The sequence below is a fragment of the Aeromonas sp. TW 6 genome, assembly GCF_013168745.1.
Lineage (GTDB): Bacteria > Pseudomonadota > Gammaproteobacteria > Enterobacterales > Aeromonadaceae > Aeromonas > Aeromonas caviae.
Window position 1 is genome coordinate 24665 of sequence record NZ_JABERS010000039.1, and the last position, 15286, is coordinate 39950.

At 60.1% G+C, this 15286-nt stretch carries 13 protein-coding genes and 2 pseudogenes; 11 read left to right on the forward strand and 4 right to left on the reverse strand.

What is annotated here, in order from left to right:
* Positions 1-68: 68 nt before the first annotated feature.
* Both blrB and blrA read right to left on the reverse strand, forming a co-directional pair.
* The gene (gene blrB, locus HKD46_RS16695) at positions 69-1490 is read right to left on the reverse strand and encodes a beta-lactam sensor histidine kinase BlrB (protein WP_171865691.1); all 1422 of its coding nucleotides are present in this window, start codon (positions 1488-1490) and stop codon (positions 69-71) included.
* Positions 1491-1524: 34 nt separating this feature from the next.
* Complete coding sequence (blrA, locus tag HKD46_RS16700) at positions 1525-2199, reverse strand: beta-lactam response regulator transcription factor BlrA (RefSeq protein ID WP_052815152.1); 675 nt, start codon at positions 2197-2199, stop codon at positions 1525-1527.
* Positions 2200-2322: 123 nt separating this feature from the next.
* Between blrA and HKD46_RS16705 the strand changes: the two genes are divergently transcribed.
* The 8 genes and pseudogenes from HKD46_RS16705 to HKD46_RS16740 all read left to right on the forward strand — a co-directional run.
* Positions 2323-3096: a DeoR/GlpR family DNA-binding transcription regulator gene (locus tag HKD46_RS16705; RefSeq protein ID WP_052815143.1), complete on the forward strand. Its 774-nt coding sequence runs from the start codon at positions 2323-2325 to the stop codon at positions 3094-3096.
* A 55-nt stretch (positions 3097-3151) separates the two neighbouring features.
* The gene (gene glmS / locus HKD46_RS16710; protein ID WP_052815142.1) at positions 3152-4984 is read left to right on the forward strand and encodes a glutamine--fructose-6-phosphate transaminase (isomerizing); all 1833 of its coding nucleotides are present in this window, start codon (positions 3152-3154) and stop codon (positions 4982-4984) included.
* 145 nt (positions 4985-5129) lie between these two features.
* A complete protein-coding gene (locus tag HKD46_RS16715) occupies positions 5130-5957 on the forward strand; it encodes a heteromeric transposase endonuclease subunit TnsA (RefSeq protein WP_000017067.1) in 828 nt (275 codons plus the stop codon).
* Complete coding sequence (locus HKD46_RS16720; RefSeq protein ID WP_311699459.1) at positions 5944-8031, forward strand: Mu transposase C-terminal domain-containing protein; 2088 nt, start codon at positions 5944-5946, stop codon at positions 8029-8031. The genes HKD46_RS16715 and HKD46_RS16720 overlap by 14 nt, the downstream gene beginning before the upstream one ends.
* Positions 8024-9634 (forward strand): ATP-binding protein, encoded by a 1611-nt coding sequence (locus HKD46_RS16725; RefSeq protein ID WP_013984537.1) that lies wholly within the window; start codon positions 8024-8026, stop codon positions 9632-9634. The genes HKD46_RS16720 and HKD46_RS16725 overlap by 8 nt, the downstream gene beginning before the upstream one ends.
* 1 nt (position 9635) lies before the next feature.
* Positions 9636-11138 carry a TnsD family Tn7-like transposition protein gene (locus tag HKD46_RS16730; protein ID WP_161648084.1) on the forward strand — a complete coding sequence of 501 codons (1503 nt, stop codon included), beginning with the start codon at positions 9636-9638 and terminating at the stop codon, positions 11136-11138.
* On the forward strand, positions 11131-12753 hold the full coding sequence (locus HKD46_RS16735; RefSeq protein WP_171865692.1) for a Tn7-like element transposition protein TnsE: 1623 nt from the start codon (positions 11131-11133) through the stop codon (positions 12751-12753). The genes HKD46_RS16730 and HKD46_RS16735 overlap by 8 nt, the downstream gene beginning before the upstream one ends.
* Before the next feature lie 91 nt (positions 12754-12844).
* Positions 12845-12946, forward strand: a pseudogene (locus tag HKD46_RS16740) (ATP-binding protein); the annotation flags it as partial.
* A 290-nt stretch (positions 12947-13236) separates the two neighbouring features.
* On the opposite strand, the pseudogene HKD46_RS16745 reads toward HKD46_RS16740, so the two are convergent.
* Positions 13237-13389 (reverse strand): annotated as a pseudogene (locus HKD46_RS16745) (transposase domain-containing protein); the annotation flags it as partial.
* Positions 13346-13609 carry a transposase gene (locus HKD46_RS16750; RefSeq protein ID WP_001446199.1) on the reverse strand — a complete coding sequence of 88 codons (264 nt, stop codon included), beginning with the start codon at positions 13607-13609 and terminating at the stop codon, positions 13346-13348. The gene HKD46_RS16750 and the pseudogene HKD46_RS16745, both read right to left, overlap by 44 nt.
* A 14-nt stretch (positions 13610-13623) precedes the next feature.
* On the opposite strand from HKD46_RS16750, the gene HKD46_RS16755 reads away from it, so the two are divergent.
* The 3 genes from HKD46_RS16755 to hsp20 all read left to right on the forward strand — a co-directional run bounded on the left by HKD46_RS16755 (position 13624) and on the right by hsp20 (position 15000).
* Complete coding sequence (locus tag HKD46_RS16755) at positions 13624-13887, forward strand: hypothetical protein (protein WP_094966289.1); 264 nt, start codon at positions 13624-13626, stop codon at positions 13885-13887.
* A 227-nt stretch (positions 13888-14114) separates the two neighbouring features.
* The gene (mads1, locus tag HKD46_RS16760; RefSeq protein WP_015060211.1) at positions 14115-14396 is read left to right on the forward strand and encodes a methylation-associated defense system helix-turn-helix domain-containing protein MAD1; all 282 of its coding nucleotides are present in this window, start codon (positions 14115-14117) and stop codon (positions 14394-14396) included.
* A gap of 34 nt (positions 14397-14430) precedes the next feature.
* Complete coding sequence (hsp20, locus tag HKD46_RS16765; protein WP_034126243.1) at positions 14431-15000, forward strand: small heat shock protein sHSP20; 570 nt, start codon at positions 14431-14433, stop codon at positions 14998-15000.
* Positions 15001-15286: the final 286 nt, after the last annotated feature.

Below are 15286 nucleotides of genomic sequence, written 5' to 3' on the forward strand. Positions count from 1 at the left end.
CGACGGGGACGGTCGTCATCGAGGAGGTGCAGCTTAGCCCGGCTCTGTGTGCTTGGTGTGAAGTGTCCTCAGTTGCCGGGCAGCCAGAGTGTGGCCAGCACCCCCCCGTCCGGCTGATTGGCAAGAGCAAGATGGCCGCCATGCTGGCGTGCCACCTCCATGGCAAAACTGAGCCCGAGGCCGCTGCTCTTGCCCTTGTCTGGCCTTGGCAGGGAGTAGAAACGCTCGAAAATCCTGGGCAGCGCAAAGTCGGGAATGCCTGGCCCCTGATCCCGCACCCGGAAGCAATAACCCCCCTCCTCCATGGCGCCGCTCAGCACCAGGGTACTGCCGGCGGGGGCGAAATCGAGGGCGTTGTCCAGCAGGTTGCCAAGGGCCTGCTCCACCAGCAGGGGATCCCACTTCTGCTTCTGACTTTCCCCCAGCTCGGCGTGCAGGGCGATCTGGCGGCGCTGGGCCTGGATCTGGCGGGCATCGAGCACCCGTCTGCCCAGCCGGGCCGGCTCAACGGATTGTCTGTCCAGCCCCTGCCCTGATTCGAGGCGGGCGAGTTGCAGCATGCGCTCGATCAGCTGCTGCATGCGGGCCGTCTCCAGATTGATGTTGCCGATAAAGCGCTTTGCGATGTCCGGCGGCGGCGCCTCGGCCAGAATCTCCCCCGCCCCGCGAATGGCCGCCAGCGGGCTTTTGAGCTCGTGGGTCAGGCTGTGGACATAGGCCTCGATATAGGCCTTGCCGTCCAGTTGGCGGCGCATGGTTTCCAGGGAGTGGCCTAGCCTGTCCAGTTCGGGGCTGTAGAGGCGCGGCAGGCTGGCGGGCTGACCCTGGCTGATTGCATCCGCATAGTGCACCAGCTTGCCGATGGCGCGGTTGAGCCACCACACCAGCAAGGCGCCGATGAGCAGCGAGATGAACAGCAGCAGGGCCGCCCCTTTCAGCAACTGCTGTTCGCTGCGCTCTATCATGGGCTGCAGGGTGCTGTTGGGCTTGGCGACGGTGAGGGAGCCGAGGATGTCATCCCCTTCCCGCAGCGGGGCGGCCACGTGCATCACCGAGCTGGCGGGATCGTCGGGGTCGCTGCGGGTGCTGCGGGCGCCATATTCGCCGCGCAGGGTCAGGTAGACGTCGTTCCAGCGCGAGTAGTCCTTGCCCAGATCCACCCCGTCCGAGTCGTAGACCACCCTGCCTTTTGCGTCGGTCACATAGATGCGGTACTCCGCCTGCTGCTTGAGGTGGCCATCGATGAGTGCATTGATGGGACTCTGGTTGAGGCGGGCGAAGGCGCTGGCCAGCCGGCCATTCGCCATCTTTCCTTCCTGCATGTCGTCCAGGGCCAGGGGGGCCAGCATCTGCGCCATGTCTACCAGGGTGTCTTCGGTGGCGCTGCGCACCCCGGGCTTGATCTCCTCGACGAAGATCTCCAGCACGAACCAGGCGGCCAGGGCGAAGATCAGCACCAGGCCGCACAGCAGTTGCAATCCGATTCTCATCTCATCCCCCTGCCGATGCCCGGCCACCCTGAGTTCATGCCAGCTCCAGACTGTAGCCCAGCCCGCGGTGGGTCAGGATCAGGTTGGCTTCCGGGTCCCGTTCCCTCAGCTTGGCGCGCAGGGTCTTGATGTGGGTATCGACGGTGCGGTCCAGGCTCTCCTCCGCGTCCTGCCACACCAGCTCCATCAGCTGCTGGCGGGAGTAGACCCGGCCGGGGGACTGCATGAGCGTCTTGAGCAACAGGTATTCGTAGCGGGTGAGGGCCAGCGGCTGCCCCAGGAAGCAGATACGGGCCCGCTCCTCGTCCAGCACCAGGAAGTGCTCCTGCCGGGGGGCGGTTGGCTGGCTGCGGCGCAGGATGACCCGCACCCGGGCGCACACCTCCCGCGGAGAGAAGGGTTTGGCCACATAGTCGTCGGCCCCGATCTCCAGCCCGATCAGGCGGTCTATCTCCTCGCTGCGGGCGGTGAGAAACATCAGCGGAACGTCGCAACGGGCCCTAACCTGCTTGCACAGCTCGAAGCCGCTGATGTCCGGCAGCCCCACATCCAGAATGAGGAAGTCCGGTCGCGTCTGTTCCAGTCGCGCCAGCAACGGCTGGCCGAGGGGGAACCACTCCACCTCGAAACCGTCTGTCTGCAGGGCGTAGATCAGGGTGTCGGCAATGCTGGCCTCGTCTTCCACCAGCCAGATGAGTCGTTTTTGCATGATGTCCTCGTCGCAAATCGGCTTGCCCATTCTGGCATCGAACCAAATTGGATCCTATTTGCCGTTTGATTTTTCCCGAAAAGGTATTAATATTTCGCCATTCTTTCGGATCGAAACTTATAGATGACCAAACGCAACACTCAACAGCGTCGCCACACCATCGTCAGCCTGGTACAGGAACAGGGTGAAGTGAGCGTCGACGCCCTGGCCAGGCACTTCTCCACTTCCGAAGTGACCATCCGCAAGGATCTGGCCGTGCTGGAGACCGGCGGTCTGCTGCTGCGCCGTTACGGCGGTGCCGTGCCCCTGCCCAGCGAGATGGTGGTGGACAGCAATACGGATCAGGTTTCGAAACGAAAGCTGGCCATTGCCCGCGCCGCCGCCGAGCGGATCCGCGATCACAACCGCGTCATCATCGACAGCGGCAGCACCACCAGCGCCATGATCCCCATGCTGGGCAACAAGCGCGGCCTCATCGTCATGACCAACTCCCTCAATGTGGCCGGCGCCCTGCGCGAGCTGGAAAATGAGCCTACCCTGTTAATGACCGGAGGCACTTGGGACCCACATTCCGAGTCCTTCCAGGGCCAGGTGGCGGAGCAGGTGCTGCGATCCTATGACTTCGACCAGCTCTTCATCGGCGCCGACGGCATCGACCCGGAGCGCGGCACCACCACCTTCAACGAGCTGGTGGGCCTCTCCCGGGTGATGGCCGAGGTGTCGCGGGAGGTCATCGTCATGGTGGAGTCGGAGAAGATCGGCCGGAAGATCCCCAATCTCGAGCTGCCCTGGTCCGGCATCCATACCCTGGTGACCGATGAGGGGCTGGCTGGTGAGGCCAGAGAACAGATCCAGGCCAGGGGGATCACGCTGATTTGCGCCCCCGTGGCCGTTTGACCTGAACAATCCATTATCCAATCGAATTAACGTCTTACGTCTCAAGGAGAAGTCTATGTGTGGCATCGTCGGGGCCGTCGCCCAACGTGATGTGGCTGAAATTCTGGTAGAGGGCCTGCGCCGTCTGGAATACCGTGGCTATGACTCTGCCGGGGTCGCCGTGTTCAGCGCCGATCGTCCGCTGCAGCGGGTCCGTCGTCTGGGCAAGGTAGCCGAGCTGGCCAAGGCGCTGGAAGAGCAGTCCGTACACGGCGGTACCGGCATTGCCCATACCCGCTGGGCCACCCACGGCGAGCCGTCCGAGCGCAATGCCCACCCCCACGTCTCCGAGCATATCGTGGTGGTGCATAACGGCATCATCGAGAACCACGAAGAGCTACGGGAAGAGTTGAAGGCGCTGGGTTATGTGTTCAGCTCCGACACCGACACCGAGGTGATCGCCCACCTGGTGCACCACGAACTTAAATCCGCCCCCAGCCTGCTGGCGGCCATGCAGGTCGCGGTGAAGCAGTTGCGCGGCGCCTACGGCACCGTGGTCATGGACAGCCGTGACGACAGCCGTGTGGTGGTGGCCCGTTCCGGCTCCCCGCTGGTGATCGGTCGCGGCATCGGCGAGAACTTCATCGCCTCCGACCAGATGGCGCTGCTGCCGGTGACCCGTCGCTTCATCTTCCTGGAAGAGGGTGACGTGGCCGAGGTGACCCGCCGCGACGTGCACATCTTCGATACCCACGGCGAGGCCGTGGTGCGCGAGGAGCTGGAGTCCGAGCTCTCCCACGATGCCGGTGACAAGGGCGAATACCGCCACTACATGCTCAAGGAGATCTACGAGCAGCCCAAGGCCATCACCAACACCCTGGAAGGGCGTCTGGGCAGTGATCACGTGGTGGTCGAGTCCTTCGGCAACGGAGCACGCGTCATCTTCGACAAGGTCGAGCACGTGCAGATCGTCGCCTGTGGCACCTCCTACAACTCCGGCATGGTGGCCCGCTACTGGTTCGAGGAGATCGCCGGCGTCTCCTGCGACGTGGAGATCGCCTCCGAGTTTCGCTACCGCAAGTCCGTGGTGCGCCCCAACAGCCTGCTGGTGACTCTCTCCCAGAGCGGTGAGACTGCCGATACCCTGGCCGCGCTGCGCCTGGCCAAGGAGTCCGGCTACATGAGCTCCCTGGCTATCTGCAACGTGCCGGGCTCCTCTCTGGTGCGCGAGTCGGACCTGGCCTTTATGACCCGGGCCGGCGCCGAGATCGGGGTAGCCTCCACCAAGGCGTTTACCACCCAGCTGGCGGGTTTGCTGATGCTGGTGGCCTCCGTCGGCCACTGCCGTGGCAACCTGAGCGCAGCCGCCGAGGCCGAGCTGGTCAAGGCGCTGCAAGCCCTGCCGCTGCGCATCAAGGAGAGCCTGGCGCTGGCCAAGCAGATCGAGACCCTGGCCGAAGAGTTTGCCGACAAGCACCACAGCCTGTTCCTCGGCCGTGGCAGCCAGTACCCCATTGCCATGGAAGGGGCGCTCAAGCTCAAAGAGATCTCCTACATCCACGCCGAGGCCTATGCTGCCGGTGAGCTGAAGCATGGTCCGCTGGCCCTGATCGATGCCGAGATGCCCATCATAGTGGTGGCGCCGAACAACGATCTGCTGGAGAAGCTCAAGTCCAACGTGGAAGAGGTGCGTGCTCGCGGCGGCATCCTCTATGTGTTCGCCGATGCGGATACCGGCTTCAAGAGCGACGAGACCATGCGAGTGATGTGCCTGAACCACGTGGAAGAGGTGATCGCCCCCATCGTCTATACCGTGCCGCTGCAGCTGCTCTCCTACCACGTCGCCCTCATCAAGGGTACAGACGTGGATCAGCCGCGCAACCTGGCGAAATCCGTGACCGTGGAATAAGCCATTGTCATGAATAAAAAGGTGGTGTGGGATGCAAATAAAGGTTCATCCGTATAAATAAAGTATCATCCGTATAAATAAAGTTTCATTCTGAGCCTGCATCCGCTATGTTGAGGTCATCGACACAGCGGGGGCAGGCTTTCTCATGTCTGGAACATTCAAGGGGCTGACCCAGGCCCAGATCGATAGAAGGCTCAAGGACGGGCGTGGCCAAGGCCAGGGATCAGACTACAAGCCGTTCATCTACACCAGGGACGTGTCCTCGCTGGGTCGCTCCCACCGCCTGCCTGGCAGCAAGACCCGGCGTTTACACCATCTTCTATCCGATCTTGAACTGGCCATCTTCCTGACCTTGGATCGGTCTCCCCATGTCACCGATATCCGTGAACAGTTTCCGATGCGGGTCGAAGATACGGTGCGCATCGCCGAGGAGCTTGGCCTGCCCCACGGTTGTTACAAGGGGACCCCGCAGGTACTGACCAGCGACTTTCTGGTAGATTTCGAAGATCCTCAGCGCCCGAGCATCGCGATTCAGGCCAAGTACAGTACCGACCTGCAGAAGCCTGAAGTTATCGAGAGGCTTGAGCTTGAAAGGCGCTACTGGCAGGAAAAAGGTATTCCCTGGGTCATCGTCACGGAGCGCGAGGTATCCAAGGTGGCATTTGCCAATATCCAATGGCTCTATCCTGCCCATGCTGAAGGCGACATCGCTCAGGACGATCTCGCCCATTACCAGCAGCTGTTTCTGCTCGAGTTTCAGCGTCACCCAGACCGGAAGCTGACCGCTATTGCCCAAGGACTGGATACCTCCGGCCAGCTGGAGGCCGGTCAGGCGCTCTATTGGCTACGCCAGTTGCTGGCCCGGCACTGTTTCCTTTTCGATCTTGACACTCCTTACCGGGAGCTGAAGCCGAAAGACCTGGTTGCCAACTCTCATCAAATGCATCAGGAGCTGAGCAGTGTTGCCCGTTAATCAGGTGTTCCGGATGGGGGAACTGCGAAAGCGCCTGCTTTGGTCCGGTACCGAGCAGGCAATCTGGATCGATATCGATTCGGACACGGCGTTGCCCGAACCGATATCGATTGTAGAGCTGGAGCGTCTGATCATGGAGCGGGAGCTGGAGAGCATTGCCGATCCCTTCGAGGAAACAGTCCTACGGGAGGTTGAGGAAGGTTCCCTTGATCAGCAGAAGCGTGATGAAGCTTGGGGAATGCTGGCGGATTTTGTGCACGACCCCCAGCTTTTCGTGCGGCGCCCCAGAGGGCTCATTGTCAGAGGCATCATGGAGCGCCATGGTGTCACCAATCAGACGGTGTATAGGTTACTGAGGCGCTACTGGCAGCGAGGCATGTGCAGGAATGCCCTCTTGCCGGACTATGTCAACTCGGGCGCCCGTGGCAAGCGCAGAAAGCCGAACCAGGCCAAGCTGGGCAGGCCCAGAGTGGTGATGGAGGGGAAAGGGAGCAATGTCACGCCGGACATCGAGCGCATTTTTCGCCGGGTCATCGAGGAACGTTTGCTCAAGGAAAAACATCCGTCCATTCCTGATGCCTACGCCGCCGGGCTGAATCTGCTCCGTGCTGTTCTGACGGAGCTGCCGACCTCCGAACTGCCTACATTGGGGCAGTTCCGTTACTTCTATGGGCGCGAATATCACTTCACCGACACCTTGCCATGCAGGGTGTCCGCAGTGGATTTTGCCAAGGACTTCCGACCGCTCAGCAGTACATCGACGACCGAGGCACTGGGGCCCGGATACCGCTACCAGATCGATGCCACCATCGCCGATATCTATCTGGTTTCAGAACATGATCGCAGCCTTATCGTCGGCAGGCCTGTCGTTTACATGGTGATCGACGTGTTCAGCCGCATGGTCGTTGGTATGTACGTCGGATTCGAGGGGCCTTCCTGGGTCAGTGCCATGGTGGCATTGGCCAACACGGTCGCCGACAAGGTTGAGTATTGCCTCCAGTATGGCGTGGAGATCGATGCCAGCGACTGGCCGGTCAAAGGCTTGCCGGGTGTGGTGCTGGCCGATAAGGGCGAACTGAATGGCACCAAGGTGGAAGCATTTTCCCAAGCCTTCGGCGTTCGCATCGAGAATGCCCCGGCCAGGCGAGGAGATGCCAAGGGTATCGTCGAGCGTTATTTCCGGACGGTGCAGGAGCGTTTCAAGCCCTATGCCTGCGGTGTGGTCGAGGACAATACCAGCCGGAAGCGGGGTGGCCACGACTACAGGCTTGATGCCAGTCTGACCTTGCCTGAATTCACGAAGATCATCATCGCCGGCATCCTCTACCACAACAACTTCCACACCTTGAGCAAATACGACAGGACCTCTGGTATGCCGGGCGATCTGCCAGCCATCCCGGTCATGCTGTGGAACTGGGGCTTGGCCAACCTGACCGGCCGGTTACGTACTGCGCCCGAGGAGCTGGTGCGGATCAATCTTTTGCCCCATGAGTCGGCCACGGTTTCGGAGCTGGGAATCAGGCTGTTCGGCTGCTTCTACACCTGCCAGGAAGCAATCAGGGAAGGTTGGTTTCACCGAGGCCAGGGGCGCCGGCCGACAGGGGTAACGGTCGCATACGATCCGCGTAGCGCCGACCATATCTACCTGCGGCCGTCCAATAGTCTCAAGGACTACTGGGTTTGCGATCTGGCCGACCGTAGTCGACGCTTCAGGGGGATGACCTTCTGGGATGTCTGGCTGCTGTCCAGAGAGGAACGGCGTAGCGATACCAACGCGGCGGCTGAAGCTTTGGTAGAGAGAGGCAGTCTTCTGAAGCAGATCGAGTCCATCGTTGCCCAGGCAGAGGATGCCAGTCCGGTCAAAACGGGTATGACCACGAAGGATCTGGGAACCCAGATCCGCGAGAACAAGCAGCAGGAAAAGCGCCAGGAACGCCAGAAAACAGCATTCAAACTGGAGAAATCACAGCAGAAAAAGCCAGCCGAGGTGATCCCACTGCGGGGCGAGAAGCAGGAAGATTATGCCTTCCCAGATCTCAGTGACCTGATATTCAAGGAGGAAGAGGATGACTGAAGAATTCCAGCGCGGAGTCATTCCCCTGGCGCGTTACCAGGAGCAGCAGCTTCCTGAGTATCAGGACAATCCGCTCATCAGCGCATTGCCTCCGATTCCTGATCTGCAGGAGGTGGTCGGTCTATTGCAGCAGCTTCCCGGTTTCGAGCCGCAGGAGGCGCTTCTGGATGGTCGGCTCAGGGCACATGCAATTGCCCGCCTGTTGCACGGCTTCTTCCAGCCGCTGAGCCATCACTTGGAGCTGGAGAGCAAGATCAGCCTGATGATCCGTCAAGGGTACATCGGTCGGAATCCGGCCAGTGGTGCCTGGTATGCGCACCTGCAGAATGGCTATCGCCGTGTCGAGGAGGAGGATCTGGATGCGGCGGTGTACCAGAGTGTCTCCTCTACGGCCAACAGCCTGTCGCTGTTCGGCTGCTCCGGTTGCGGCAAGACGCGCACGCTGGAGCGGATTCTGGGCATGTACCCCCAAGCCCTCCATCACCCTGATTACAACATCACTCAACTGGTCTATCTGAAGGTCGACTGCCCAATTGACGGTGACTTGGATGAGCTGTGCCTGAGCTTCTTCAACGAAGTAGACAAGATCCTGGGTACCTACTACAGCCGTAGCCACGGACGCAAGAAGCTGGGTACCAAACGTCTGCTGGCATCCATGTGCCAGGTAGCCAATCTGCACGCGCTCGGAGTGCTGATCATCGACGAGGTTCAGAACCTCAACGAGGCACGCTCCGGTGGTGCCGAAAAAATGCACAATTTCTTCGTGTCGCTGGTGAACACCATCGGTGTTCCGATCATTCAGGTCGGCACCCACCGGGCCAGCAAGTTCTTCCAGCGCACGTTCCGGGCTGCTCGGCGGGTCTCCGGGTTGGGCAGCATCCGCTGGGATAGGTTGCCTCGGGACGAGCATTGGAAGCGTCTGTTGAAGCGGCTCTGGAAGTATCAGTGGCTGCGAAATGCGGCGCCGCTGGATGATGAACTGGAGGCTACGATGTACGACCTCACCCAAGGGGTCATGGACATCATCATCAAGCTGTTCGCGCTGGCGCAGATCCGGGCGATAGTGACAGGTGTCGAGTGCATCAAGCCGCTGTTGCTGCGCAGGGTTTTCGAGGACGAGTTCAAACCGGTCCATCCGATGCTAGCGGCCTTGCGGAGCGGTAGGCCCGAGCTGATCGCCAAATATGACGACCTGCTGATGCCAGAGATCGAGGGACGGTTGCTGGCCCTGACTCGCTCTCTGGATAGCGTCCCCCAACCTAAACCGCCGGCCCCTCCGGCAGATGACAAGGCAAAGCGGCTGGCCGCCCTGCTCGAAGGTATGGAAATCCCGAGGGACATCGCCATTCCCATGGCCGATGAATTGTTGGCGGAGAATCCGGACATCCCGCTGGCGGCCCTGATTCACAAGGCCACGGCCTACCTCGCGCAGGACGCTCCCAAGAGGCCCGGCATTTCCAGAGTTAAGCGGACGGAGTGGGGGTGCCTATCCGAGGAGGATCTGCGCCGACGTTATGCCGATGGGCCTGAAAGCGAGGCCTATGACAGATTCAAGCAGGCTGGCTTGATCCTCGATCTGCGGCCTCTGCTGAGAGCGAGCTGAAATGTACTTCCCCAGGCTCTACCCGGACGAACTGCTTTACAGCGGTATTGCCCGGTGCCGGGTACATCTGGGGATAGGCAACCACAAGACCTTGCTGCACATGCTTTTCGGTGACAGCAAGGTTGCCGCGATTACCGATCTGCCTACACACCTGACTGCGTTGGCGAACAACACGGGCTTGGATGCGGAAGGCATGATCCTGAATCACACGCTGTTCCCGCTCTATGCCCCTTTCATTCCGCCGGAGCGCCGTACCGATCTTTTTCAGGCCATGCTTGCTCCCGACCGGCCGACGATTGGTCTGTCTGGGGCCTCGACGGCCTTGGTCAAGTGGCCCGATTGGCTGCGTTACTGCCCGATCTGCTTTGAAGATATGGCTGCGCGCTACGGTGAACCCTACTGGCGGCGTAGCTGGCAGATTCAAGGGATAGATGCCTGTCCCGAGCATGGCTGTCAGCTCCTGAACTCACCTATCCCGTTCCGTCGAGCGCAGCGGCACGAGTTTCATCCAGCCTCCCCACTGTTTCTTCCACCTGATCTTCACATGAGTCCTGCGGGCGAGGAGGCTATCAGGCTCGCCAAGGCTGCTATGCAGCTGCTGGCGCTCGAAGAGGTGCAATCGCCTGGCTACGGACGCTGGACCAACCTGTACCGGCACCTGGCAACAGAGTGCGGCGCCAGACGCGGCCGTCAGGTCAGGGCTGAAGTCATCTGGGAGAAGATTCTGGCATCCCATCGCAGGGATTGGCTTGCTGCGAACGGTCTGCTGACATCCGGAGAGCCTCCGCCCTGGCTGTTGGCGATATTCAGGAAGCATCGCAAGGGATTCAGTGCGCTGCAGCATCTGATCGTCTGGACCAGCCTGCGCCCTGGCCAGCATGCTGGCGAGCTGATCAGCGAGGCGAAGATTCGCCAGGTCGACCCTGCCTCCGACCGGTCAGTGCAGCTGCTCCCCGCTGAATTTGAGCAAAAGCAGCAATACCGAGCCGTTTGGCTGCAAGCACTGGATAACCACGGTGGCGCCAAGGCAGCCAGGCAAAACGGAGGAGAGGCATGTTACGCCTGGCTCTATCGTCATGACCGAAGCTGGCTGATGGCTGAGAATCAGGCCAGACCGCGCCGACAGGGCAACAACAGCCATGTTGACTGGCAAGCGCGGGACAGAAAGCTGGTACGCCTGCTGATCCGAATTGGCAGAGACAGCGAAGAAGACCGGAGCCTTCCGCGCAGGAGTCGCAACTGGTTCCTGCAGCAGCTACCCCATCGGGCATCAGTCGAGCATCATCTCGCTCAACTGCCCCTGTGCCGCACTTTCCTGGATCGCTATGCCGAGTCTGTCGGGGAATATCAGATCCGTCGCCTGACTGCAGCAATGCTGGAGGATGTACAGACTGGCATAACGTCCAGGCGCTGGGAGCTGGAAAAGCGTTGTGGGTTAGAAAAGAGCAAGATGGCACCTCTGACCACTGAATTCATTCGATTGGTAGGAAGTTGGATTGAATAGGACAGTATTTCGTCAGATCCCGAACGGATCCAGGTTGCTGGCCGTTGGAAATTTTTTCAGGGCCCCGACTTCGGCGGCCGAGTGGCGCTTGGCGGCTCTCTTTGAGCGTAACGGTCAGTTGCAGTTGCAGCGGTTCGCACAGGAGATGTCGTGTGTCTTGGCCGTTGGTCGCGAGTTTCTTGGCGAAGAAGGGGCTCCTTATCGTCCCAGTGGTTTCAAGAAGACGGTGGTGCTTCCTGCAATAGATACCTGGCGGGAACGGCAGTTGGGTGAGTGCCCACGTCTGGCCAGAAGGCTTGCTGCAAATCCTGAGATATCTGGACAGCGATGCTTTGTGTTCGAGGTCAATGGTCTGACCGTCTGGCTGCCGAAATTCGAGCTGGCGCGAAAAATGTTCTTCCACGCTGCCTTCATCGTCCGTGCAGCCTTCGCACCGAATGGCTTGGACATGGCCTTCACGGTCTACAGAGAGGGCGATGTTGTTCATATCCATACGCCCCCGAAGACAGGTGCGCCAAGTCAGCTTCTCAAAATCAAGGGATACAGAGACCATTTCAGTTGGCTGCTGCTGAATCAGGATGTGAAGCGATCCTTCGAGTCAATCTGGCAAAGCCTCAATCAAAGGCAAGAGCGGGTACCGCAAGAGTCGGCGTATGCCAGGTGGCAGTTCGACTTCATGGCACCCCCTTCCCTCGTGGGTACCACCATGGATGTGCGAGGCCCCTTTGATCCGGAAAGCAACGAATTGCTGGTCTGGGAGATCGAAAAGCTTCAGGGGCTCCGGTTTAGCCATCGCGGTGATATTTTTTTCCACCATCCTGCTCTCAAGTTACCCGTCAGGGGAGATAGCACAGGCTGTGTATCCGTGCCATCGGGAGGCAAGGAGTTGGAGGTGGATACTGACGAAGAGCCGACTGCTGCCAAGGAGCAGAGGTTGATTCACCTGCCCGTTGAGGGAGTCACGTTTGATGCTCAGCTGCGCACCAAGATCGCCTACAACGGGGAGCGTGCCAACGCTCATGGCAAGAAGGTCGACGACGAGCAATGCCCGAGCAGAGAAAGTCAACTCTTCGGCGTGGCTGATCCTGTGAGCGAGGGCAGCATAGCGTCAGGAGAATTCCAACAATTGGGTGAGGGAGAGGGTGATGGGGACGAGCATGAACGGCTTGCAGATCGCTTCTCGCTGCTCCGAGAGATTCTTGAACAAATCACCCAAGAGTCTGGAGTTGCGCTGGTAGCACTGGAAGTGAGGCCTCTGCCGCCCGTTCCACGTTGCAGCTACCACATGATTGATCACGAAAAATCACGCTGCTATCTGCTGGCAAGGTTCAAGCTGCAAAACGGCGATCAACGCTACCTTCTAGAAATAGATACCTCAGACAACAGGAAGACCATGTCAACGCGGATCATGGGCTTCAAAGCAGGTGTTGAGGCAGGAAAATGCATAGACAGGATCTTGAGGGAGACAGTGAAAGGCTCGTTGCGTTGGCCAGGCACCATGGCGAAGTACTGTGAGCCTTTGCACTCTGTGCATCACCCGAAAGAAAGCTCACCTGGGGCCAACCATGCCCGGGTGTTCGACTGGAAGCAGCGGATACGCGCGGCCCTAGGCTGATTGCAGAATACACCGCAGTTCGGCTGCGATACATCTTGTCGCGCACTGCGTGCAGCCTCCCCGAAACTGCCCGGAGCCGTGCCAAGGCGATATAGGCCCCTTGGGAGTCGGCAAGACGCATCTGGCCATCGCACTGCGCTATCGGGCGGCGCAGTGCGGCATCAAGACCCGCTTCATCACTGCGGCCGACCTTGGTGCTGCAACTGGGCGCGGACCAGCGTAACCGTCCGGGCATCCCGGCTGGCTTGACCCCGCCAAGCTAAGAGATGGTGGCAGTTCGTGGATGCCGTTTCCCGGGTGCACGCGATCCGAGACCACGCGATCAAGCAGGAAAACGAGCACCTGGGCTTGCCTGACTGACCGCAGGCCGGCGACGACAAGGTGGAAAAGTTCGGCGTGTGGCTCTGGCGGCAACGATCCCGCGAAGGGCGGACGGTGCTTGAGCTGTTGAACGTAAGCGTGCGGGCAAACCGTCTTGCGCGACTATGCCGGATGCCACCTATGCGGCAGCAGCTCTGCAATCTCACTCGCCCGCTGCGTCGGCAACCGTGTCAGCACATCCTTGAGATAGGCATACGGATCGTGCCCATTATTACGGGCCGACTGGATCAAACTCATGATCGCAGCAGCGCACTTGAGCATGCGATCCCGCGCCGAGCATTTGAGAAGGCAACGGGATGAACGCTGGCTGGATAGCCGTGGTTTTCTGGGTATGCAGCCGAATCCATTTGTGGACGAGGTTGGCATTGAGGCTGTAGCCCAAGGCGATGTTTGCGATGGAGGCACCGGGTTCAGAACACTCCTGAATGACCTGGGCCTTGAAAGATTTGCTGTAGGTACGGCGCTGAGGGGGCATGGAAAATCCGCTTGATGGGCCATGGCCTTCGGCGGCGGTGTCGGGAAGGTGTGTTGGCCGGACGGATACTGTTGAACTACGCTGTCTGGGGCAACGGAAGTGTTTCGGCCCGACTCTGGAACGCGATCCGCAGCGACGACTGGGCCATTCCGCACATTGGCCTGAGCAGTCTCGGGGAAATCGTCGGCTGGGCGCGCCCAGACGAGTTTCCGCCAAGGAACATGCGCACGAGCAAGGGGCTGCGGGCGCTCGGTTACAACGTGAGGATCGGTGTTTGATCTGCGGCCGTGGGCGGCGCCCGCAAGGTCCCGATCAACCCACCGTCCCCTGCGCCGGACCGGCCCGCCCTGGCATACCGTCCTTGAAGATTTGAGTCACATCAATCGGCCAGCAGGTCGCTGGATGTTGACTCTTGACTTTCGGCATGTTAGGCGCAATATCTTGCAAAGTCTTGCAAGAATTTCCTCGAGCGAGGCCGCGTGACGACGGAACTTGTGGGGGTGGTATGACAGCGCGCCAGCAGGCGATCTTCACACTCGACGAGTTGGCTACCTACTTAAAGGTCGGCAAGCGGACGCTTTACCGGCTCGCCGCGCACGGGGAAATTCCGGCCTTCAAGGTCGGCGGGACGTGGCGGTTTCGTCAAAGTGAAATCGATCAGTGGATCAATGATCAGACCCGAGCCGGAGCAAAGAAGGAGGTGATGCGCAAGCGTGAACAGCAGAAGTCATCCGAGCAGCCCGTGTCGCCTGGGCGCACTGCCCGTCGCAGCAGGCAAAGGGCTTGAGTAACTCGTTTTTCAATTTTTCTGGAGGTATGACATGGACATCGATTTCAAGAAGTTGGCTCCCTGGAACTGGTTCAAGAACGAGCAGCAAGAGCAGCAGACCGCCTCTTCCCTGCCGGTGCAGCGCAATGACCTGCCAGCGGCGAGCGGGCCAGTCAGCCCGATCCTGCAACTGCATCGCGAGATCGACCGGCTGTTCGATGACGCGTTCCGGGGCTTCGGTTTTCCGGCGCTGGCCATGCCGCGGCTGCCATCCGATTGGTCGGGCATGCTGAAGCCGGCCCTGGACATCCAGGAAACCGACAAGCAGTACAAGATTGCCCTGGAAGTGCCCGGTGTCGAGGAAAAGGACATCCAGATCACCCTCGACAACGACGTGCTGGTGGTGCGTGGCGAGAAGCGCCAGGAACAGGAGAAGAAGGAAGGTGGCTTCCACCGTGTGGAGCGCACCTACGGCAGCTTTCACCGCGCCTTGAACCTGCCTGACGACGCCAATCAGGATTCGATCAAGGCATCGTTCAAGAACGGGGTGCTCACGGTCACGATCGACAAGCGCGAGGTCAGCGCGCCGAAGCAGGGACGTTCGATCCCGATCAACAGCTGACGTCGCCGGCTCGTTCGTCACAAGAAAAACCCGGTACGAGACGAGGTGTCGCGGCTCGCGATGCCTCGTCGCCTCAACCTTGTCAACCTTCTCAGGAGCATCAGCATGGCCAGAAAACAATGCCAGGTCTGCGGCCAACCCGCCACCGTGCGGGTGGAAGCCAGGGCCGACGCATGATCATTCTCTGCACAAGTTGATCAAGTCTCGATCAGTTGAACGGCTCCAAGTACGATTTTAATTGTACCTTGCGTTGCCAAGCTGTAAATAGTCGAGATCTTAACCAACT

Excerpts from the sequence above, each read along its gene's own strand:
- blrB (WP_171865691.1), bottom strand. The coding sequence starts at position 1,490 with ATGAGAATCGGATTGCAACTGCTGTGCGGCCTGGTGCTGATCTTCGCC.
- blrA (WP_052815152.1), bottom strand. The coding sequence starts at position 2,199 with ATGCAAAAACGACTCATCTGGCTGGTGGAAGACGAGGCCAGCATTGCC.
- HKD46_RS16705 (WP_052815143.1), top strand. The coding sequence starts at position 2,323 with ATGACCAAACGCAACACTCAACAGCGTCGCCACACCATCGTCAGCCTG.
- glmS (WP_052815142.1), top strand. The coding sequence starts at position 3,152 with ATGTGTGGCATCGTCGGGGCCGTCGCCCAACGTGATGTGGCTGAAATT.
- HKD46_RS16715 (WP_000017067.1), top strand. The coding sequence starts at position 5,130 with ATGTCTGGAACATTCAAGGGGCTGACCCAGGCCCAGATCGATAGAAGG.
- HKD46_RS16725 (WP_013984537.1), top strand. The coding sequence starts at position 8,024 with ATGACTGAAGAATTCCAGCGCGGAGTCATTCCCCTGGCGCGTTACCAG.
- HKD46_RS16730 (WP_161648084.1), top strand. The coding sequence starts at position 9,636 with ATGTACTTCCCCAGGCTCTACCCGGACGAACTGCTTTACAGCGGTATT.
- HKD46_RS16750 (WP_001446199.1), bottom strand. The coding sequence starts at position 13,609 with ATGCCCCCTCAGCGCCGTACCTACAGCAAATCTTTCAAGGCCCAGGTC.
- HKD46_RS16755 (WP_094966289.1), top strand. The coding sequence starts at position 13,624 with ATGGGCCATGGCCTTCGGCGGCGGTGTCGGGAAGGTGTGTTGGCCGGA.
- mads1 (WP_015060211.1), top strand. The coding sequence starts at position 14,115 with ATGACAGCGCGCCAGCAGGCGATCTTCACACTCGACGAGTTGGCTACC.
- hsp20 (WP_034126243.1), top strand. The coding sequence starts at position 14,431 with ATGGACATCGATTTCAAGAAGTTGGCTCCCTGGAACTGGTTCAAGAAC.